The sequence below is a fragment of the Streptomyces sp. NPDC003077 genome, from assembly GCF_040611095.1.
Classification (GTDB): domain Bacteria; phylum Actinomycetota; class Actinomycetes; order Streptomycetales; family Streptomycetaceae; genus Streptomyces.
The window spans coordinates 114,944-132,083 of sequence record NZ_JBEXNM010000008.1; the positions used below are offsets into that span (position 1 = coordinate 114,944).

General features: G+C 73.7%; 18 protein-coding genes and 8 tRNA genes. 11 read left to right on the forward strand and 15 right to left on the reverse strand.

What is annotated here, in order from left to right; genetic code table 11:
- Positions 1-64 precede the first annotated feature (64 nt).
- Together ABZX96_RS08285 and ABZX96_RS08290 are read right to left on the reverse strand one after the other, a co-directional pair.
- Positions 65-1,252, reverse strand: coding sequence for a hypothetical protein (locus ABZX96_RS08285; RefSeq protein ID WP_355539864.1), 1,188 nt, complete (start codon positions 1,250-1,252; stop codon positions 65-67).
- A complete protein-coding gene (locus ABZX96_RS08290; RefSeq protein WP_355539867.1) occupies positions 1,252-1,848 on the reverse strand; it encodes a DUF4365 domain-containing protein in 597 nt (198 codons plus the stop codon). The genes ABZX96_RS08285 and ABZX96_RS08290 overlap by 1 nt, the downstream gene beginning before the upstream one ends.
- Positions 1,849-2,113: 265 nt before the next feature.
- On the opposite strand from ABZX96_RS08290, the gene ABZX96_RS08295 reads away from it, so the two are divergent.
- A complete protein-coding gene (locus ABZX96_RS08295; RefSeq protein WP_355539870.1) occupies positions 2,114-2,839 on the forward strand; it encodes an exonuclease domain-containing protein in 726 nt (241 codons plus the stop codon).
- A 73-nt stretch (positions 2,840-2,912) separates the two neighbouring features.
- Here ABZX96_RS08295 and ABZX96_RS08300 read toward each other — a convergent pair.
- The 4 genes from ABZX96_RS08300 to ABZX96_RS08315 all read right to left on the reverse strand — a co-directional run bounded on the left by ABZX96_RS08300 (position 2,913) and on the right by ABZX96_RS08315 (position 4,359).
- A tRNA-Val gene (locus tag ABZX96_RS08300) sits at positions 2,913-2,984 on the reverse strand.
- Positions 2,985-3,077: 93 nt separating this feature from the next.
- Complete coding sequence (locus ABZX96_RS08305) at positions 3,078-3,563, reverse strand: SRPBCC family protein (RefSeq protein WP_355539873.1); 486 nt, start codon at positions 3,561-3,563, stop codon at positions 3,078-3,080.
- 179 nt (positions 3,564-3,742) lie between these two features.
- Positions 3,743-3,814, reverse strand: a tRNA-Val gene (locus tag ABZX96_RS08310).
- Positions 3,815-3,927: 113 nt separating this feature from the next.
- The gene (locus ABZX96_RS08315; protein ID WP_355539876.1) at positions 3,928-4,359 is read right to left on the reverse strand and encodes a TIGR02611 family protein; all 432 of its coding nucleotides are present in this window, start codon (positions 4,357-4,359) and stop codon (positions 3,928-3,930) included.
- A gap of 190 nt (positions 4,360-4,549) precedes the next feature.
- Between ABZX96_RS08315 and ABZX96_RS08320 the strand changes: the two genes are divergently transcribed.
- Positions 4,550-4,963 carry an SsgA family sporulation/cell division regulator gene (locus ABZX96_RS08320; RefSeq protein ID WP_003959770.1) on the forward strand — a complete coding sequence of 138 codons (414 nt, stop codon included), beginning with the start codon at positions 4,550-4,552 and terminating at the stop codon, positions 4,961-4,963.
- 271 nt (positions 4,964-5,234) lie between these two features.
- Entirely contained in the window at positions 5,235-5,792 is a 558-nt protein-coding gene (locus ABZX96_RS08325; protein ID WP_355539879.1) for a CGNR zinc finger domain-containing protein, read from the forward strand.
- A 133-nt stretch (positions 5,793-5,925) separates the two neighbouring features.
- Here ABZX96_RS08325 and ABZX96_RS08330 read toward each other — a convergent pair whose 3' ends face one another.
- Both ABZX96_RS08330 and ABZX96_RS08335 read right to left on the reverse strand, forming a co-directional pair.
- Positions 5,926-6,099: a hypothetical protein gene (locus ABZX96_RS08330; protein ID WP_355539882.1), complete on the reverse strand. Its 174-nt coding sequence runs from the start codon at positions 6,097-6,099 to the stop codon at positions 5,926-5,928.
- A gap of 68 nt (positions 6,100-6,167) precedes the next feature.
- Positions 6,168-6,623 carry a hypothetical protein gene (locus tag ABZX96_RS08335; protein ID WP_355539885.1) on the reverse strand — a complete coding sequence of 152 codons (456 nt, stop codon included), beginning with the start codon at positions 6,621-6,623 and terminating at the stop codon, positions 6,168-6,170.
- 175 nt (positions 6,624-6,798) lie between these two features.
- On the opposite strand from ABZX96_RS08335, the gene ABZX96_RS08340 reads away from it, so the two are divergent.
- Positions 6,799-7,323 carry a DsbA family protein gene (locus ABZX96_RS08340; protein WP_355539888.1) on the forward strand — a complete coding sequence of 175 codons (525 nt, stop codon included), beginning with the start codon at positions 6,799-6,801 and terminating at the stop codon, positions 7,321-7,323.
- Positions 7,324-7,345: 22 nt separating this feature from the next.
- On the opposite strand, the gene ABZX96_RS08345 is transcribed toward ABZX96_RS08340, so the two are convergent.
- From ABZX96_RS08345 to ABZX96_RS08355, 3 genes are read right to left on the reverse strand one after another with little or no spacing between them, the layout of a single operon-like run.
- Positions 7,346-8,176, reverse strand: coding sequence for a GNAT family N-acetyltransferase (locus ABZX96_RS08345; RefSeq protein ID WP_355539891.1), 831 nt, complete (start codon positions 8,174-8,176; stop codon positions 7,346-7,348).
- A gap of 34 nt (positions 8,177-8,210) precedes the next feature.
- On the reverse strand, positions 8,211-9,035 hold the full coding sequence (locus ABZX96_RS08350; protein WP_355539894.1) for an aminodeoxychorismate lyase: 825 nt from the start codon (positions 9,033-9,035) through the stop codon (positions 8,211-8,213).
- Entirely contained in the window at positions 9,032-10,102 is a 1,071-nt protein-coding gene (locus ABZX96_RS08355) for a chorismate-binding protein (RefSeq protein WP_355539897.1), read from the reverse strand. The genes ABZX96_RS08350 and ABZX96_RS08355 overlap by 4 nt, the downstream gene beginning before the upstream one ends.
- 177 nt (positions 10,103-10,279) lie before the next feature.
- Here ABZX96_RS08355 and ABZX96_RS08360 point away from each other — a divergent pair.
- From ABZX96_RS08360 to ABZX96_RS08385, 6 genes are all read left to right on the forward strand, one after another.
- A tRNA-Gly gene (locus ABZX96_RS08360) sits at positions 10,280-10,352 on the forward strand.
- Between the two features lie 32 nt (positions 10,353-10,384).
- Positions 10,385-10,458, forward strand: a tRNA-Cys gene (locus tag ABZX96_RS08365).
- A gap of 1 nt (position 10,459) precedes the next feature.
- Positions 10,460-10,531: transfer RNA gene (locus ABZX96_RS08370), tRNA-Val, on the forward strand.
- Between the two features lie 21 nt (positions 10,532-10,552).
- A tRNA-Val gene (locus ABZX96_RS08375) sits at positions 10,553-10,624 on the forward strand.
- Positions 10,625-10,659: 35 nt separating this feature from the next.
- Positions 10,660-10,731 (forward strand) — tRNA-Val (locus ABZX96_RS08380).
- Positions 10,732-10,752: 21 nt separating this feature from the next.
- A tRNA-Val gene (locus tag ABZX96_RS08385) sits at positions 10,753-10,824 on the forward strand.
- Between the two features lie 245 nt (positions 10,825-11,069).
- On the opposite strand, the gene ABZX96_RS08390 is transcribed toward ABZX96_RS08385, so the two are convergent.
- From ABZX96_RS08390 to ABZX96_RS08400, 3 genes are all read right to left on the reverse strand, one after another.
- Complete coding sequence (locus ABZX96_RS08390; protein ID WP_355539900.1) at positions 11,070-11,339, reverse strand: zf-TFIIB domain-containing protein; 270 nt, start codon at positions 11,337-11,339, stop codon at positions 11,070-11,072.
- A 61-nt stretch (positions 11,340-11,400) separates the two neighbouring features.
- Entirely contained in the window at positions 11,401-12,588 is a 1,188-nt protein-coding gene (locus tag ABZX96_RS08395) for an aminoglycoside phosphotransferase family protein (protein WP_355539903.1), read from the reverse strand.
- A gap of 347 nt (positions 12,589-12,935) precedes the next feature.
- Positions 12,936-13,145: a hypothetical protein gene (locus ABZX96_RS08400; protein ID WP_355539906.1), complete on the reverse strand. Its 210-nt coding sequence runs from the start codon at positions 13,143-13,145 to the stop codon at positions 12,936-12,938.
- A 666-nt stretch (positions 13,146-13,811) separates the two neighbouring features.
- On the opposite strand from ABZX96_RS08400, the gene ABZX96_RS08405 reads away from it, so the two are divergent.
- Positions 13,812-15,512, forward strand: coding sequence for a protein kinase (locus ABZX96_RS08405; protein WP_355540050.1), 1,701 nt, complete (start codon positions 13,812-13,814; stop codon positions 15,510-15,512).
- A gap of 750 nt (positions 15,513-16,262) precedes the next feature.
- Here the strand turns inward: ABZX96_RS08405 and ABZX96_RS08410 are convergent.
- A complete protein-coding gene (locus ABZX96_RS08410) occupies positions 16,263-17,081 on the reverse strand; it encodes an RNA methyltransferase (RefSeq protein WP_355539909.1) in 819 nt (272 codons plus the stop codon).
- Between the last annotated feature and the right edge of the window lie 59 nt (positions 17,082-17,140).

Consider the following 17,140-nt stretch of genomic DNA (forward strand, 5'->3'; position numbering starts at 1 on the left):
GGCCGGGGCTTCCCGCGGGGCGACCCGCCACAGGGGCCCGGCGGGGCCCCGCGCGGCGCCCCGCTCAGCCGTCGCCCAGCGGCCCCCCGCACGCCTCCTCGAAGGAGTCCAGGTTCTCCTGGAGCGATTTGAGCAGCCGGTCCCGCTCGGCGTCGTCGACCTGGACGGGTGTGACGTCGCTCGCCCCGCTGACCCGGCGGAAGCCGCCCCGGCTCTCCAGCCGCCCGCTGACCCGGATGGGCAGCCCCACCAGGTGGGCGTGCCCGGCGATCCGGTAGTCCTCCGCCGTCAGCGTCATCCGCACCTGCGTCACGTCCGCCCCGGACAGCACCCGCAGCCGGACGGTGCCGGGCCCGCCGGGCCGTTCCCGGCGCAGCCGGACGACCGTGCCGGTGATCCGCACCGGCAGCGCGGGCTCGTCGCGGACGTAGCGGCGGGCCGCCCGCTGGAGCGCGGGCAGGTCGCCGGGCGAGAACTCCACCGGTTCGGGGCGGGCCGGGCACCCGGCCGGCGGCCCGGCCTCCGGCGACCACGCCACCGTGATCCGCACCCCCTCGGCCCCGCGCACCAGGGCGATCAGCGCGTCCGCCAGTTCGTAGCAGACCCCCAGCCCCACTGCGGCGTCGAAGGCGTCCATCCGGCCGGTCGCCCGCTGGTAGTCGGTGGCGTCCCGGGCCGCGTGCAGCGCCCGCTGCAACCCGGCCACCGCCTCCCGCCCCGCCGCCACCGGCACGTACGCGGCCAGCTCGCGCCCGGCCGGCGCGGGCCCGACCATGACCTCGCCCAGGAACGCCTCGGCCCGGCGCCGGTGCCGCGCCCCGTGGTAGCCGGCCTGCCCGTACGTGCCCAGCGCCCCGGCGAGCAGCGTGGCGCGGGCCGCCGCGCGCAGCCGTTCCTGCGCCGTCCAGGGCGCGGCCGGAAGGCCGTCGTCCGGGCCGGCCCGCTCCCAGCGCACCTCGTCACTGGGCACCGCGAGCCCGGCCAGCACCTCGCGGGCGGACGGCGCGGCGCTGCGCGCGAGCGCGGCGAGCGCCTCCGTGAGGAGGTCGCCGCTGTCGGGGAAGGCGCGGTCCCGCGGCACCAGCAGGCTGGTGCCGCCGAGCCCGCCGGGCGGCGTCCAGCGCGCGTACCGGCCCGCGAAGCCGCCCCGGCGCCGCCAGCCGTGCCGGGAGAGCAGCGCGGTGAGCACCGCCGGGTCGAGGTGGGCGGGGTCCGGGACCCGGGGGGCGGGCCCGTCGGTCGGCCGGTGCATCAGGGTCTCCCTCCCGCGCCGACCCGCGACATGATGTCGCAGAGCGCGCGGTCGTCGAAGATCCGCGTGGTGGGGATCCGCACGGTGGTCCTGCGCCGACCGGTCACCTGCTGGCCGGCCAGGTTGGTCCAGTAGCAGCAGTGCCGCAGTTCGAGCCGGTCGTGGCGGGCGCGCAGCCACTCCTCCTGGGTGCGCGGCACGAGCATGACGACCAGGATCTTGTGCACCGACACCGGCGTACGGGCGAGCTTGACCAGGTGGTCGTTGTCCAGCGTGAAGGAGAAGCTCGGCCCCGGCGGGCTCGGCGCGACCTGATAGGTGCACTTGAGCTGCACCTTGATGGTGACTTCGTCGTCCGCGGCGTGGTGGGAGGACCCGTGGCTGACGTGCCAGTCGACGCCGTTGTCGGGGAACGGCTGGGCGAGCGAGCACCCGGACGCGGCGGCGACCGCGTGGAGGTAGCCGACCTGCAGGGTCTCCATGCAGGCGGTGGTGGCGAGCCCACCGCGCAGCGGCGCGGCCCGCAGGGGCACCGGCCTGTCCCCGTGGTCTTCGGCACGGGAGGTGCCCCCCGGTTCAGGATGCGCGAGCGTCATCGCCCAAGTGCCTTCCGGGCCGCGGAGGTCGGGGCGACCCGCGGCGTCCGATCGCGCCCGCGCGCCTGACGGCGCCCTCGGGCGGTGGGTGGTGTGGGGGTTTCGTCGGCTGGGCCGGGCTGATCGCGGCGGCCCGCTGACTGTGTTGTGACCGCTGGAAGTGGTCCACAAACTAGGACGGTTCGACAACCGAATGCCCCGGGTATCACCAGATCGGGTGGCTCGTGGCGAGCCACCCGCTGCACGAGCGCAAGGAGTTGTGAAGATGCCGTGCTGGTACGACGGTCCCCTGGCCTCCTTCGACACCGAGACGACCGGCGTCGACGTCGAGCGAGATCGGATCGTCTCCGCCGCGCTGATCGTCCAGGAAACCCCGCGTGCCGCCCCCCGCGTGACCCGATGGCTGGTCAACCCCGGCGTGGACATCCCGCAGGCGGCGACGGACATCCACGGGCTCACCCCCGCCCACCTCGCCCGGCATGGCCGCTGGCCCGCCCCCGTCATGGAGGAGATAGCCCGCGCCCTGACCGAACAGGCGCTGATGGGACGCCCCCTGACGGTGATGAACGCGCCGTTCGACCTGACGCTCCTGGACCGCGAACTGCGCCGCCACCGCGCCGCCTCGCTCGCCCACTACCTGGGCCCGCACACCCTGACGGTCCTGGACCCGCTGGTCCTGGACAAGCACTGCGACCGCTACCGCAAGGGCCGGCGCACCCTCACCGATCTGTGCGCGGAGTACGGGGTCGAGCTGACCGGCGCGCACGAGGCCGCCGCGGACGCGCTCGCCGCGCTCCAGGTCGTACGGGCCCTCGGCCACCGGTTCGCGGACCGGCTGGGTGCGCTCAGCACGGCGGAGCTGCACACCCGTCAGGCGGTCTGGCACGCCGCCCAGGCGCGCGGCCTGCAGGCCTGGTTCGCCCGTAACGGCTCCGAGGAGTCGGTGGACCCGCACTGGCCGGTGCGCCCGGAGCTGTCCACGGCGGCCTGAAACCGAACACCGCGGTCCCGCCTCAACGCCCGAGGGCCGGACCGTCGGTTGACGGTCCGGCCCTCGATCCCGGTGGGCGATACTGGGTTCGAACCAGTGACCTCTTCGGTGTGAACGAAGCGCTCTCCCACTGAGCTAATCGCCCGGGTGTTCCGCGGGTTTCCCCCGCGAACGAGTAGAACAATACAGGTCACCGGCCCTTTCCAACAAATTCCCCGGTCCGCCGCCGCGGACCGGCTCACTCCGCTCCCTCCCGGCCCGCCGCGTCACCGGCCAACCAGGACGTGAGCCCGCGCCGCCCGGCCCGCATCATCAGCGCGTGGTTGGCCCGGAACAGCGGACGCCCCGGCACCGCCAGCCGCCGCATCGACGGCTTGCGCACCACCACCTCCTGTTCGAAGACGGCCCGCGTCCCGCGCCCCAGCGCCCCGACCGTCCACCGCGCCCAGCCGTCCAGGTCCCCGCGCATCGCCACCTCCAGCACCCCGGCGACCGGGTCGCGCCGCGTCTCGCGCGCCGTGACGTGGAGCTCGTACGGGAGGACCGAACGGAACCGCGCCGCCCCGTGGCTGCCGTCCCGGGTCTCCACGGCGCGCACCTGGGGCCACCACCGGGGATAGGTCTCGGGCCGTTCGAGCACCGCGTAGACGTGGGCGGGCGGCGCGTCCAGCAGCCACACGTCGCGGAAACGGTAGTGGTGCAGACGGCAGCGCGGGACCGGCATGACATCAGTGTGCCGCTCGGCCCGGTGGCGCGGGGGCCGTTCCGGCGGCCGGACGGCGCGTCACGCGGCGGCGAGAACCACCGGGCGGGTGTCCGGTCCGCACGCGAAGGCACCGGCGAACGGGACGCCAACACGCGCGAGGGCCCGGAGGCTTGAAGCCTCCGGGCCCTCGTCCGGGGTGGGCGATACTGGGTTCGAACCAGTGACCTCTTCGGTGTGAACGAAGCGCTCTCCCACTGAGCTAATCGCCCGGGCGCCGGGCTCTTCGCCCTGGCGCACGGCCAACATTACCCCACGTCGGGGGGCACTCGTGACCACCCGGCGGTCCGGGCCGGGCCCGGCGCCGCACGCCGGGCCCGAAAGATCACTCGTTGACGTTCCACGGCATCTCGAAACCGAACTTCCACACGTACACCGCGACGCCCGCCGCGATGATCACCAGACCGATGACGGTCAGGATGATGTTGCGCCGCCGCACCTTCGGGTCGAGGGCCTTCTGCGCCGCCTCGGTGACCTTGCGCTTCGTCCAGCGCAGCACGAGCTGGGCCCAGACGAACTCGGTCGCCCAGATGGCCATGCCCGCGAAGATCACCAGCCACCCGGGGCCGGGCAGCGGCAGCATGATGATGCCGGCGATCACGACCGCCAGACCCACGACGAAGACCCCGACCTGCCAGCTCAGGTGGAGCGGACGGGATCGCTTGACGAACTGCGGGGCCCGCGAACCGAGAGGTTGCGCCGGCTGGGGAGCCTCCTCGTTCACGACCCCCAACCCCCCGTTACTCTCCGTATTCATAAGGCCCCAACCTACCGGACACACCTGGTCACCGGAATGGCCGCTCAGGAGGATCCGGCGCTCCGCCGTAAGAGGTACCTGAAGCCGCCCAAAACAGTCAGAGGGGTTTACAACGGCACCGTAGGTGGCATGTCGATTTCGCCGACGTGCGAACCCCCGAGCGCACACTGAGCGAAAGGCCCTGGCGCTTATGAACACCACGGTCAGCTGCGAGCTGCACCTGCGCCTCGTTGTGTCGAGCGAGTCCTCACTGCCTGTACCGGCGGGCCTGCGGTATGACACGGCCGATCCCTACGCCGTGCACGCCACCTTCCATACCGGCGCCGAGGAGACGGTGGAGTGGGTCTTCGCCCGCGATCTCCTCGCCGAGGGCCTCCACCGGCCCACCGGTACCGGCGACGTCCGCGTATGGCCGTCCCGGAGCCATGGGCAGGGCGTCGTCTGCATCGCCCTGAGCTCCCCGGAAGGCGAGGCCCTGCTGGAGGCCCCGGCGCGGGCGCTGGAATCGTTCCTCAAGAGGACCGACGCGGCGGTGCCCCCCGGTACGGAACACCGTCATTTCGATCTCGACACCGAGCTCTCCCACATCCTCGCGGAGAGCTGAGCGGCGTTCCCGGCCTCGATCGCGGCCTCCGCAGCCCACCACCGCAACCGTCCACTCCCACCCGCGACCGTCCGACTCGGGGCGACGGCCACGGACCGAGAAGGAGAAGTTCACAAGGCGAAGGACAATTCCATACGGCGCACCGGCGCCGTCTTCGCGGAACTCCCCGCGCGGACGGCGCCGAGGCTTGTTCCAGCCGCTAGAGTCGGCGACCATTCGGCAAGGAACGCGGGGCGGCCCGTCCGACCCCACCCGGCCAGGGAGCGAAACCGTGATGATCAACCACGACACCCGGTGTGCGCTCGACGCGGTCGTCGACCTGGTGAACACCGCCCCCGAGGGCGACGCTCCCGACGGCCTCGGCGACCTGCGAGCCCTCCAGGAGTTCGTCGCGCGCAACTCCATCAGCGACGTGGGCACCCTCGGCGTGGAGGACCTGGCAGCCGTCCGGAATGTACGGGCACAGCTCGCGCAGGTGTTCGCCGCGACCGACGACCGCACCGCCGCCGAGCGGCTCAACGACCTGGTCGCGGCGGCCGGCACCACCCCGCGGCTGACCGACCACGACGGCTACGACTGGCACGTCCACTACTTCGCGCCGGGCGCCTCGGTCGCCGACCACCTCGCGGCGGACGGCGGGATGGCCCTGGCCTTCCTCGTCGTGGCCGGGGAACGGGAACGGCTGCGCCGCTGCCAGGCCCCGGACTGCCGGTACGCCTTCGTCGACCTCTCGCGCAACCGCTCGCGCCGCTACTGCGACAGCCGCACCTGCGGGAACCGCCTGCACGTCGCCGCGTACCGGGCACGCCGGCGCGAGGCGGCGGGCTGAGGCACCGGGGCACTCTCCCAGGCAAGCAATGCCTGGCGGACCGCCCCGGTCGTCGTCACCGTCTGCGTATGTCCCTCATCGCGCGCTCTCTCTCGTCGCCACGCACCGCCGAACCTGCCTTTTCCTTTGTCCCTCACAGCAGGAAGAGGTCATGGACGGCACCGATCAGGAGCAGGACGGCGATGAAGGTGAGGAAGAGCATCAGCGGCGGTTGGGACAGCGCGTACAGGCAGCCGTGGGTTTCGGGGCCCGGGGAATCCACCGGTGGCGGCGGGTCCTTGCGGGTCAGGGCGCACTCGTCGTTCATCTCGCGCCGATAATGGCGCAGCGCGCCACCGGGGTTCGGAAAAAACGCCCCTCACCAGCGGCAGTTCATCAAATCCCGTGCTTTTTCAGGATCGCTTCTATATCCGAGAAGTCATCCGTGGGGGCACCGCTCGCGCCCTTCTTGGCGGTGGCGTGCGAGCCGGTCCGTCCGGCGCCGAGCGAGGGCGCGGACGCGGCCGGGGCGACGGCGCCCGCGGCGGGTGCTCCGGCCGCGGCCTTGCGCTGCTTGCGCCGGCCGCCCACCCGGCCCGTTCGCCGCTCCACGAGCCGCCCGGCCAGGAAGAGCACGGCCGACAGCGCGAGCACGCCGAAGCCCGCCCAGACCGACGGCTTGAAGACGATGTCGGTCAGCCAGTCGATGACGCCCGTCATCACCAGCCCGACCGGTATCAGGGAATAGGCCGCGATGCGCGTGGCGGCCCAGAAGCGCTTGCGGTAGGCCGTCAGGGCGGCGATGCCCAGGCCGGCCGCCGACACCGCGGCGCAGACGGTCGAGGTCAGCATCCGGTCCTCCTGCCGATGGGTCGCTTACGGCGGAGTGCGCCCCGCCTCCTTCCATCCTGCCCTGTCCGGTGCCGCCCGGGCCACGTTCCGCCACCAGCTCAGGGACATCTCCGGGTCGCTTCTCCTCCGCAGGTCCGAGTACGGACGCGGGGACGTCGGCTGGGAGACTGGCCCCATGACTGATGACACGCCCCCCGGGCCACACGCGCCCGTCCTCGACGTCTGGTGCGAGCTCCAGTGCCCGGACTGCCACGCCGCGCTGGAGGACCTGCGCCTGCTGCGGGAGCGCTACGGCGACCGGCTGGAGATCCGGCTGCGCCACTTCCCGCTGTCCAAGCACCGGCACGCCTACGCGGCGGCCCAGGCCGCGGAGGAGGCCGCGGTCCAGGGGCGGCAGGCGGAGTACGCGGCGGCCGTCCTGGCCCGTACGGAGGAGCTGGACCGGCGGGGCGAGAAGCTGCTGCTGGAGGTGGCCGCCGACCTGGGGCTGGACGCCGAGGAGATGGACACCGCGCTCGTCGACGGGCGGCACCTGCTGATCGTCGATGCCGATCAGGCCGAGGGCCAGGCAATCGGTGTGCGGGGCACCCCGACGTACGTCGTCGGCGGCGAGCGGCTGGACGGCGGGCAGAGCCAGGAAGGGCTGCGCGAGCGCGTCGAGGAGATCGTGGACCGGCTGCTGGCCGAGCGGGAGCGGTAGGCACGCGGCCGGCGCCCGCGGCTCAGAGCAGCGGCTTCCAGAAGGTGTACTCGCTGGTCCCGTAGCCCAGGGACTCGTACAGGGACCGGGCCGCGGTGTTGTCCGCGTAGACGTTGAGGCCCAGCTCGCGCTGGCCCACGGCCAGGCAGCCGCGCTCGGCGATCAGCAGCAGCGTGCGCCCGTGCCCCCGGCCCCGGTGTTCCGGGGCCACCTCCACGTCGTAGACGTAGCCCCCGGGCCGGCCGAGCTCGCGTTCCGTGACCCAGATGTAGCCGACGTCCGTGCCGTCGTGGACGAGGACGCGCAGGTACAGGCCGGGGGTCGCCAGGCCGTCCGGGAGCAGCTCGCCGAGCGAGCGGTCGGCCGCCTCCTCGGCCGCCGCGCGGGGCATCCCGTGGGCGGTCCGCGTCTCCACGTAGGTCGCCCGGGACGCCGCCAGCCACGCCGGGTACTCCGCCTCGGTCAGCGGGCGGTCCTCGCTGCCCTCGGGCAGGGCGGGGACCTCGGTGAGCGGTTTGCGCATCCGGCGGCTGCGCTCGGTGTAGCCCAGGGCGGCGGCCAGGCGCAGCGCCACCTCCGCGCCGGCGGGGACCGGCAGCTCGATCTCCCGGCAGCCCCACCCCCGCAGCACTTCTTCGGCGGCCAGCGCGGCGACCGTGCCGCGTCCGCGGCGCCGCTCCCGCTCGTCGATCCGGAGGTCCGCTATGAGACCCGTCGCGGGGCCGCGCCGCGGCTCGGTGCGCAGCTCGACCCGGCCGACGGGGCGGCTGTTGACGCACACCTCGTACGTACGGGTCCGCCCCCCGTCCGCGCGTCGTTCCTCGGGTCCGGCGGGGCGCAACGTAGTGGTCACGCTGACTTTCTACTCGTCTCCCGGGCGGGCGTCATCACCGGGGATCGAAGTCGGCGGCCGAACGCTCCCGGAAGATCCGCATCGCCTCGGCCGTCACCGGGCCCGGTGCGGGGGCCAGTTGGCGCCGGTCGACGCGGGTGACGGCCTGGACGTCGCGCAGGGTGGAGGTCAGGAAGATCTCGTCCGCCCGCTCCAGGACGTCCAGCGGCAGGTCGGTCTCCTTCGCGCCCGCCCAGGCGACGGTCAGCGCGCGGGTGATGCCCGCCAGGCAGCCGGAGGTCAGGGGCGGGGTGTGCAGTTCGCCGTCCAGGACGACGAAGACATTGGAGCCGGTGCCCTCGCACAGGGCGCCTACGGTGTTGCCCAACAGGGCCTCGGTGGCGCCCTGTTCGCGGGCGCGCGCCAGCGCGATGACGTTCTCGCCGTAGGAGGTGCTCTTCAGCCCCGCGAGCGCGCTCCGCTCGTTACGGGTCCACGGGACGGTGATGACCGCGGTGGTGTCCGGGTGGGGCGCGCTCTCGGCGATCGCGACGACGAGGGTGGCGGCGGCCTCGCCCCGGTCGGAGCCGAGGGGCGCGAGACCGCCGGTGTAGGTGACGCGCAGCCGTCCCCGCGGCATCGGGTTGGCGTCCAGGACGGCGGCGCAGGCGCGGCGGACCTCGTCCAGGTCGGGTTCGGGCAGGCCCATGCCGCGCGCGGAGAGCGCCAGGCGCTCCAGGTGGCGGGTGAGGGCGAACGGACGGCCGTCGACGGTCTTGAGCGTCTCGAAGACGCCGTCGCCGACCGTCAGGCCGTGGTCGAACACGGAGACCCGGGCGGCGTCGGCGTCCCGCAGTCGCCCGTCGAGCCAGATCTTCATCGTCTCTCTCCTCCGCTCGCCTCGTACGCCTCGTACCGGCCCGACGCTACCGCGAGCAGTCTGCGGGCCTTCAGCTCGGTCTCCTGCCACTCCCGCTCGGGATCCGAGTCCCAGGTGATGCCGGCTCCGCTGCCGAAGCGCAGCAACGGTCCGCCGGGGACGTGGCGGTCGACCCAGAAGGTACGGATGCCGACGGCCAGCTCGCCCGTGCCGCGGTCGGCGTCGACCCAGCCGATGCCGCCGCAGTAGGGGCCGCGCGGGGCGGTCTCCAACCGTTCGAGGATCCGCAGGGCGCTGTGCTTGGGGGCGCCGGTCACGGAGCCGGGCGGGAAGGTGGTGGCCAGGAGGTCGGCCCAGCCGGTGGCGGCGCGCTCTTCGGGGAGGTCGCCGCGCACTGTGGAGACGAGGTGGACGAGCCCGGGGTGCTCCTCGACGACGCACAGTTCCGGAACCGTCACCGATCCGGTGGCGCAGGCGCGGCCCAGGTCGTTGCGGACCAGGTCGACGATCATCACGTTCTCCGCGTGGTCCTTCTCCAGGAGGTCCTCGCGGACGCGGCCGGTGCCCTTGATGGGGCCGGACTCGATCGTGCGGCCGGTGCGGCGCAGGTAGAGCTCGGGCGAGGCGGTGGCGATCTCCACGCCGTGGGCCGGGAGCCGGACGGTGCCCGCGTACGGGGCCGGGTTGCCGCGGGCCAGCAGCGCGGTCAGCGCGTCCACGTCGGCGCGGTCCGGGTCGGGCAGCGGTGCGCTCAGGATTCGGCAGAGATTCGCCTGATAGACCTCGCCCGCCGCTATGTGTTCGCGTATGCGGCGTACGCCCGCGGTGTAGGCGGCGTGGTCCAGGGAGCTGAGCCAGTCCTCCGGGGCCGGGCCGCACCACCGGTCCGGCCGCGGCGGTGGGGCCGGGCGGACGTCCCCGAAGCGGGCGCAGCGCAGCCCGCCCTCGAAGTCGGCGACCACGGCCCACCAGCCACTGGAGTCCAGGGCCGCCGGATCGCTGGTCACATCGCGCAGGTCGGTGGCGAGCAGGCCGCCGAAGCGGGCCATGGGAGGGAGGTCGTGCACGTCAGCGAGTCTATGGCGGGGGCGCTCCGAGAGCCTTGGCCACAGCAGCACGGCAGCACGCTGCGCAAACGTGTTTTTGTACTGGCCCAGGAATCCGCTAGAGTTCAACACGTCGCCGGGACGCGGAAGCGAAACGGAGACAAGATCACTCCCCGGATCACTCCGGGGGACGGATCTGCGGACGTAGCTCAGTTGGTAGAGCACCACCTTGCCAAGGTGGATGTCGCGAGTTCGAGTCTCGTCGTCCGCTCGATGGGGGATCTTCCCGACCCCCGCACTCCTGGTGGAGTGGCCGAGAGGCGAGGCAACGGCCTGCAAAGCCGTCTACACGGGTTCAAATCCCGTCTCCACCTCCAAGGACGATTAGCTCAGCGGGAGAGCGCTTCCCTGACACGGAAGAGGTCACTGGTTCAATCCCAGTATCGTCCACTGGTCCGCAAGGACCGTCCCGCGCGATTAGCTCAGCGGGAGAGCGCTTCCCTGACACGGAAGAGGTCACTGGTTCAATCCCAGTATCGCGCACTGTCGAATACGCGGCCTTGGGCCGCGATTCCCGAGGACGATTAGCTCAGCGGGAGAGCGCTTCCCTGACACGGAAGAGGTCACTGGTTCAATCCCAGTATCGTCCACTGGTCCACGAGGACCGTCCCGCGCGATTAGCTCAGCGGGAGAGCGCTTCCCTGACACGGAAGAGGTCACTGGTTCAATCCCAGTATCGCGCACACGTAAAGGCTGAGGGCCGGGGTATTCACCCCGGCCCTTCGTCGTTGTCGGGGTGGTTTTCGGGGCGCGTGTGTTTTCGGGTTCCGCTTTTCCCGGGAGTTCGGAGTTCCGCTTTCTGGGGCCTTGTTTTCTGCGGGCGCTCCTTCCGTGGCGGTCCCGTTTTCGGGCGCGTGCTCGCGTGCCGGATTCCGGCCCCTTCGGGAACGGGGTGTTCCGCCGGGGCCCGGAATCCGGGAGCGGGGGCTCAGGAAGAGAAGAGCATCCGGCCGAAGCCGCGGTGGCCGTGGTGGTGACCGTGGTGGCCGTGGTGCGAAGCGCCCCAGGCGGGGGCCGCCGGGTACGGCTGCGCGGGGGGCGGGGGCGGTGCCTGCTGCGCCCACTGGGACTCCAGCCGGGTCAGCGACTCCAGCTCGCCGTAGTCCAGGAAGATCCCCCGGCAGCCGGAGCACTGTTCGATGTGCACGCCACTGCGGTTGTACGTGTGCATCGGCGCGTGGCACTTGGGACACTGCATGTCGACTCAACTCCTGTGGTTCGTACGACACCGCCGGCTCGAACACCCGGTGGTGAGGGTTTCACCCTACGGCCGGCGAACCGGACTCCGCCGGGGGCGGCGGGCTCGCCATCCTGGCGCAGGCGTCGACGAGCGCGGCCTCGACCTCGTCCAGGGCGCGGCCCGCGGCGGCGGCCTTGGCGACGGCGAGCGCGGCCGTCTGGACCGTCAGGGCGCGGGCCGGCACGTCCAGTTCGGGCCAGGGGTCGCCGTCGGGCCGCACGGCCGGGCCGCCCGCGGCGCGGTAGGCGTCCAGGAAGCGGGTCCAGACGGCGGGGGCGAGCAGGCCCGTGGCGAACCAGGCGGCGGGGCGGGCCAGGTCCCAGGCCGGGTCGCCCAGGCCCAGGTCGTCGATGTCTATGAGGAGCCACGGGCCGTCCGGGGCCGGGTGCCTGACGAGCTGTCCGAGGTGCAGGTCCCCGTGGCACAGGGCGTCCGCGCGGGGTGACGGCGCCTGACCGCGGGCCCACGCGGGCAGCGGGGACCAGGCGCGCTCCACGGTGTCCGCCGCCGCCCGCAGCGCCGGGGACGTGACCTCGGCCTGCCGCATCCGGGTCAGGGCGCGGGCTGCCTTGGCCGGGCCGCGCATCGGGGGGACGGGGCCTGGCAGGCGGGCGGTCGGTACGGCGTGCAGGCGGGCCAGCAGACGGGCCGCGTCCTCCCAGGGCGCGCCCTCGGGGTCGTCCGGGGCGACGGGGGCGCCGTAGGGCCAGCGGGTGGCCGGGCGTCCGTCGTCCAGGAGGACGAGGAAGCCGTCCGGGGCGGTGAGCGGGAGCGGCGGGAGCAGGACGCCGTGCAGCCGGGGGTGGGCGGCTACGCGCAGCCGGGCGGCCAGGTCGGCGGGGTCGCAGTCGGGGGCGTGGGCCTTGGCGACGGTGGGGCCGGTGCGCAGGACGGTGCCGTCGGGGCGGTCGGCCAGGAGGGTGGGGGGCGTGGGCCGGTGGGCCGTTGCCGGGGAGGGGGCCGGGTTTGCCAGAGAGGGGCCAGGGGTCGGCGGGGTGGTGTGCGGGGGCGGCGCGGAGGGCTCCGGGTTCGGCCGGGGGGCGTGCGGGGGTGCCGGGGAGGGTTGCGGGGGTGTGGCCGTTTCCGGGTGGTGCGGGAGTGCCGCGAGCTGGGCGGGGATCGAGGCATGCGCCGGTCCGGTCGGGGAGGGGGCGGGGCGGGGTGCGGGAACGGGGGCCGTGGAGGGGGTGGGCTGGGGTGTGGGCATGGCGTACCTGGGGTGGGTGGCGTGACCGGCGGGGGTGGAAAGGGGTGCGCGTCTCCGGTCTTCCGGGGGCCGGGCGGCTCTTCCGGAGGCCGGACGGCGGGCTTTCGGGTGCGGGGTGCGCGGGTGTGGGGTGCGCGCCTTCTTCGGGGTTTCGCGCCGCCGCTCTTCGGGCGCTCCGGCATCGTACGTCTGCCGGAAATGCGCGGCGTACGTCTGCCGGAAATGCGCGGCGGCCGGGCATCTCCCCAGATGCCCGGCCGCGTGTGCCGTCCGCCGCACCCCCGTCCCCACGGGGTTGTCAGCCGGAATGTCCCCCGTCCCGGGCCGCTCTCCCAGGACTGGGGCGCTCAGCGCCCCAGCATTCCGGCCACGGACGACGCCTGTGTGACGACGGCCTCCCAGCCGCCGAAGACCACGGCGAGGAGAACCGCCAGCGGCAGCACCATGGCCACCGCGACGAGGGGGTGGCGGGTGCCGGACGGCTGGTGGCCGCCGAACACCGAGACGGTCTTGCGCCCCTGCGTCCGGATGGCCGTGCGTCCCGGGCTCTCCGCCATCGTCCCTCTCCTGTTCGTATCGGGGCGGCGGACGTGGTGACCTCGGGGGACGAGTGCTGCGTCCGCCGCTTGACCACCACATTAGGCAACGGGCGAGGGGCCGGACGTCATGCCGTCGTACTGATTGCCGGGCCTCCGCGAGGATGACGGCGCGGCGGGTCGCGTACTCCCCTGGGTGGAGATCATCCGTCGGAACTGAGGGTCTTCCCTGAGGGGTGGGCCGCATCTTCGGGACGTTCGGCCGTTATTGCCTTCGTCCTCCCGGTTGGGGCGGTCGGCTCCACCCTGTAGGGGTCGGGTGGCGGGAGCGGGGGCGGTGATCCGCGAAAGGTGACTTCTCTCACTTCCGCCGCCGCCCCGGGCGGCCCCGGCCCGGGGCGGCAAAGCGGCCCGCCCGGCGCTCCCGTGCCCGCGCCGCCCGCGCCCGCGGCGTCCCCGACGGCCACCGTCGCCTCGTCCCGCGACCTTCCAATCGCCCTGCTCATGCGCACCGTTGGGGCCCCGGGCGGCGTGTCCCCGCGCGTCGGAGCCCCGTGGGCCGCTCTCTTGGGGGTTTCCGTCGCGCGCCGGGGATCGCGCCGCCGACGCCTGCGCGGCCTATCAGCGCGACGAGCCGTCAATCCGTAAGCTGTGCCACGTCAGATGGACCGGGTAGCGGGGATGGACATGGCGATGATGCGGCTCCGACGCGAGGACCCGCGTGTCGTCGGCTCGTTCCGGCTCCACCGGCGGCTCGGCGCGGGCGGGATGGGCGTGGTCTATCTCGGCTCGGACAAGCGCGGGCAGCGGGTGGCCCTGAAGGTGATCCGGCCGGACCTGGCGGAGGACCCGGAGTTCCGGTCGCGGTTCGCCCGCGAGGTGTCCGCCGCCCGGCGGATCCGCGGCGGCTGCACGGCGCGGCTGGTCGCGGCCGACCTCGACGCGGACCGTCCGTGGTTCGCCACCCAGTACGTCCCCGGTCCCTCCCTGCACGACAAGGTGAACGAGGACGGCCCCCTCTCCCCCGCGCAGGTCGCCTCCATCGGGGCCGCGCTGTCCGAGGGGCTGCTGGCCGTCCACGACGCGGGCGTGGTGCACCGCGACCTCAAGCCGTCCAACATCCTGCTGTCCCCCAAGGGGCCGCGGATCATCGACTTCGGCATCGCGTGGGCCACCGGCGCGAGCACCCTCACCCACGTCGGCACCGCCATCGGCTCCCCCGGCTTCCTCGCGCCCGAACAGGTGCGGGGCGCGGCGGTGACCCCGGCGACGGACATCTTCGCGCTGGGCGCCACGCTCGCGTACGCCTGTACCGCCGACTCCCCCTTCGGGCAGGGCAGTTCGGAGGTCATGCTCTACCGGGTGGTGCACGAGGAGGCGCAGCTCGCCGCCGTTCCGGACGCGCTGGCGCCGCTGATCGCGGCGTGCCTGGCGAAGGACCCCGCGGAGCGGCCGAGCACCCTGTCCCTGTCGCTGCGGCTCAAGGAGATCGCGGCCCGGGAGGCACACGGGCTGTCCGGCCCCTCGGACGGCGCCGCCGCGCGGGCGGCCGACGAGCGGCCCTGGTCCGGTCGGCCGACCGGGCGGCGGGCCGAGGAGTACGCGCGGCAGCGGACCGAGCGCGGGGCGGCGGGGGCCGCCCCGACGCCCCGGCCCGGTGGATCCGCTTCCCGGCCGGGCGCGTCCGCCTCGCGGTCGGGCGCGGGTGCGCCGGGGCCTCGCGGGGCGGCGGGCACGGGGACGCCCGCGCCGCGTCCGCATCCGTCCCGGGGCTCCGCGTCACGCCCGGGCGCGCCGGGTGCCGCACCCAAGGGGCGCCAGCGTCCGGGCCACCGCCCCGCGGGGCCCGCGCCGGGCGTCCGGGACGCGGGGCGAAACGGTTCACGTCCGCCGGCGCGCACGCCCGCGGGGACATCGGCCCGCCCGGCCGCGGAGCGGCGCGGCCCCGCGCGGCCGACGCGTCCCGGCCGGCCCAACCGGCGGTTGCTGCGGCAGCGAATCATCGTGTTCGTGACGGTGACGCTCCTCGTGGCGCTCGGCATCGCGGCGGCCCAGGGCTGCCAGGGACCCGCGAACGGGCTGGGACCGGAACAGAGGGTTCCGGTGACCGAGGACGGGAGCGCGACGGCGACCACCGAAGCCGGGGAGCTGTCTTCGGGGGCGAGCCCTGAGAAGGCGGTCTCTGAGAGGGGGGCTTCTGAGAGTGAGGCCACTGAGAAGGGGGCGCCGTCCGGGGGGACGGCGTCCGACGGGACGGCGGCGGATGCGGTGCGCGAGGCCATTCCGGGCGCAGGGGGCGCGGCCGGGCCGGACGCGGGAGACGAGGGTGGATCGGCCGTCGCTCGGAGCGCGGGGGCGGCCGTCGATTCGGCGCGCACCGCACCGTAAGGCTGTCCGGGCGCCGGGAACGAAGGCAGAATCGGCCGCCATCCGGAGTTCGGGGACGGCCACCGAATCGGCGCGCGCCGTAAGGCCGTACGGGCGCAGAGGCCGAGAACGGCGCGACCGCCATTCGGCGCGCAGAAACAGCCACGGAACCGGCACACGCCGTAGGGCCGTACGGACACAGAGAACGAAAACCGCCCGACCGCCATCCGACACGCGCAGAAACAGCCACCGAACCGGCGCGCACCGTAAGGCCCTACGGACACGGTGGCCGAGAACGACCCGACCGCCATCCGACGCGCAAAAACAGCCACCGACCCAGCGCCCCCATAGGACCGTACGGACACACGGACCGGAAACCGCCCGACCACCGCCCGGCACGCGCAAAAACAGCCACCAAACCGGCGCGCACCGTAAGGCCCTACGGACACGGTGGCCGAGAACGGCCCGACTGCCACCCGGCACGCAGAAACAGCCACCAAACCGGCACACGCCGCAGGGCCACACAGACACAGAAAACGAAAACCGCCCGACCGCCACCCGGCACGCGCAGAAACAGCCACCGAGCCAGCGCCCCCATAGGACGGCCACCGAACCGGCGCTTCCCTAGCACAGGGACCGAGAGCCGCCCGGCTGCCACTCAGAGCGCGGAAACAGCCACCGAACCCACGCACCCCGCGCCCCAAGGTCGTTGGCGCAGCTTTCCGGCAGCCCCCGCCAGCCGGGAGCCGGACGCTCCGGCGCCGGCCGTGTTCAGTCCCCCGTCCGCCCCGCCGTCACCGCGTAGAAGGACACCGCTGCCGCCGCGCCCACGTTGAGGGAGTCCACGCCGTGGGCCATGGGGATGCGGACCCACTGGTCGGCGGCGTTCAGGGCGCCGGTGGTCAGGCCGGTGCCCTCGGCTCCGAGCATGAGGGCGGCGCGGTCCAGGCGGTGCGGGGCGGCCTCGTCGAGGGTGATGGCGCGTTCGTGCGGGGTGAGGGCGAGGAGGCGGAAGCCGGACGACCGGACGGTTTCCAGGTCGTGCGGCCAGTTCTCCAGGCGGGCGTAGGGCACGGAGAAGACGGCGCCCATGGAGACCTTCACCGAGCGGCGGTAGAGGGGGTCGGCGCAGTCCGGGGAGAGCAGGACGGCGTCCATGCCCAGGGCGGCGGCGCTGCGGAAGATGGCGCCGAGGTTGGTGTGGTCGTTGACCGCTTCCATGATCACCACGCGGCGGGCGGTGCGCAGCAGGTCGGCGGCGTCCGGCAGCGGTTCGCGGTGCATCGAGGCGAGGGCGCCGCGGTGGACGTGGTAGCCCGTCACCTTCTCGGCGAGGGCGGGCTCGACCACGTACACGGGTGCCGGTGCCTCGTCGACGACGTCCCGCATGACGTCGAGCCACTTGGCCGACAGCAGCATGGAGCGCATCCGGTAACCGGCCTGGTGGGCGCGCCGGATGACCTTCTCGCCCTCGGCGATGAACAGGCCCTCGGCGGGCTCGCGGCGCCGGCGCAGTTCCACGTCCGTCAGGGAGGTGTAGTCGCCGAGCCGGGGGTCGTCCGGGTCGTCGATGGTGATGATGTCGGCCAAGGGAAGCGTGCCTCAGGTGCTCGGAGGGGCTCAGGTGCTCGGAGGGGTGGCTCGGGGGG

Bases quoted from the DNA above. Each gene is read 5' to 3' on its own strand.
- ABZX96_RS08285 (WP_355539864.1), bottom strand. From the start codon at position 1,252: ATGCACCGGCCGACCGACGGGCCCGCCCCCCGGGTCCCGGACCCCGCC.
- ABZX96_RS08290 (WP_355539867.1), bottom strand. From the start codon at position 1,848: ATGACGCTCGCGCATCCTGAACCGGGGGGCACCTCCCGTGCCGAAGAC.
- ABZX96_RS08295 (WP_355539870.1), top strand. From the start codon at position 2,114: ATGCCGTGCTGGTACGACGGTCCCCTGGCCTCCTTCGACACCGAGACG.
- ABZX96_RS08305 (WP_355539873.1), bottom strand. From the start codon at position 3,563: ATGCCGGTCCCGCGCTGCCGTCTGCACCACTACCGTTTCCGCGACGTG.
- ABZX96_RS08315 (WP_355539876.1), bottom strand. From the start codon at position 4,359: ATGAATACGGAGAGTAACGGGGGGTTGGGGGTCGTGAACGAGGAGGCT.
- ABZX96_RS08320 (WP_003959770.1), top strand. From the start codon at position 4,550: ATGAACACCACGGTCAGCTGCGAGCTGCACCTGCGCCTCGTTGTGTCG.
- ABZX96_RS08330 (WP_355539882.1), bottom strand. From the start codon at position 6,099: ATGAACGACGAGTGCGCCCTGACCCGCAAGGACCCGCCGCCACCGGTG.
- ABZX96_RS08335 (WP_355539885.1), bottom strand. From the start codon at position 6,623: ATGCTGACCTCGACCGTCTGCGCCGCGGTGTCGGCGGCCGGCCTGGGC.
- ABZX96_RS08340 (WP_355539888.1), top strand. From the start codon at position 6,799: ATGACTGATGACACGCCCCCCGGGCCACACGCGCCCGTCCTCGACGTC.
- ABZX96_RS08350 (WP_355539894.1), bottom strand. From the start codon at position 9,035: ATGAAGATCTGGCTCGACGGGCGACTGCGGGACGCCGACGCCGCCCGG.
- ABZX96_RS08390 (WP_355539900.1), bottom strand. From the start codon at position 11,339: ATGCAGTGTCCCAAGTGCCACGCGCCGATGCACACGTACAACCGCAGT.
- ABZX96_RS08395 (WP_355539903.1), bottom strand. From the start codon at position 12,588: ATGCCCACACCCCAGCCCACCCCCTCCACGGCCCCCGTTCCCGCACCC.
- ABZX96_RS08400 (WP_355539906.1), bottom strand. From the start codon at position 13,145: ATGGCGGAGAGCCCGGGACGCACGGCCATCCGGACGCAGGGGCGCAAG.
- ABZX96_RS08405 (WP_355540050.1), top strand. From the start codon at position 13,812: ATGGCGATGATGCGGCTCCGACGCGAGGACCCGCGTGTCGTCGGCTCG.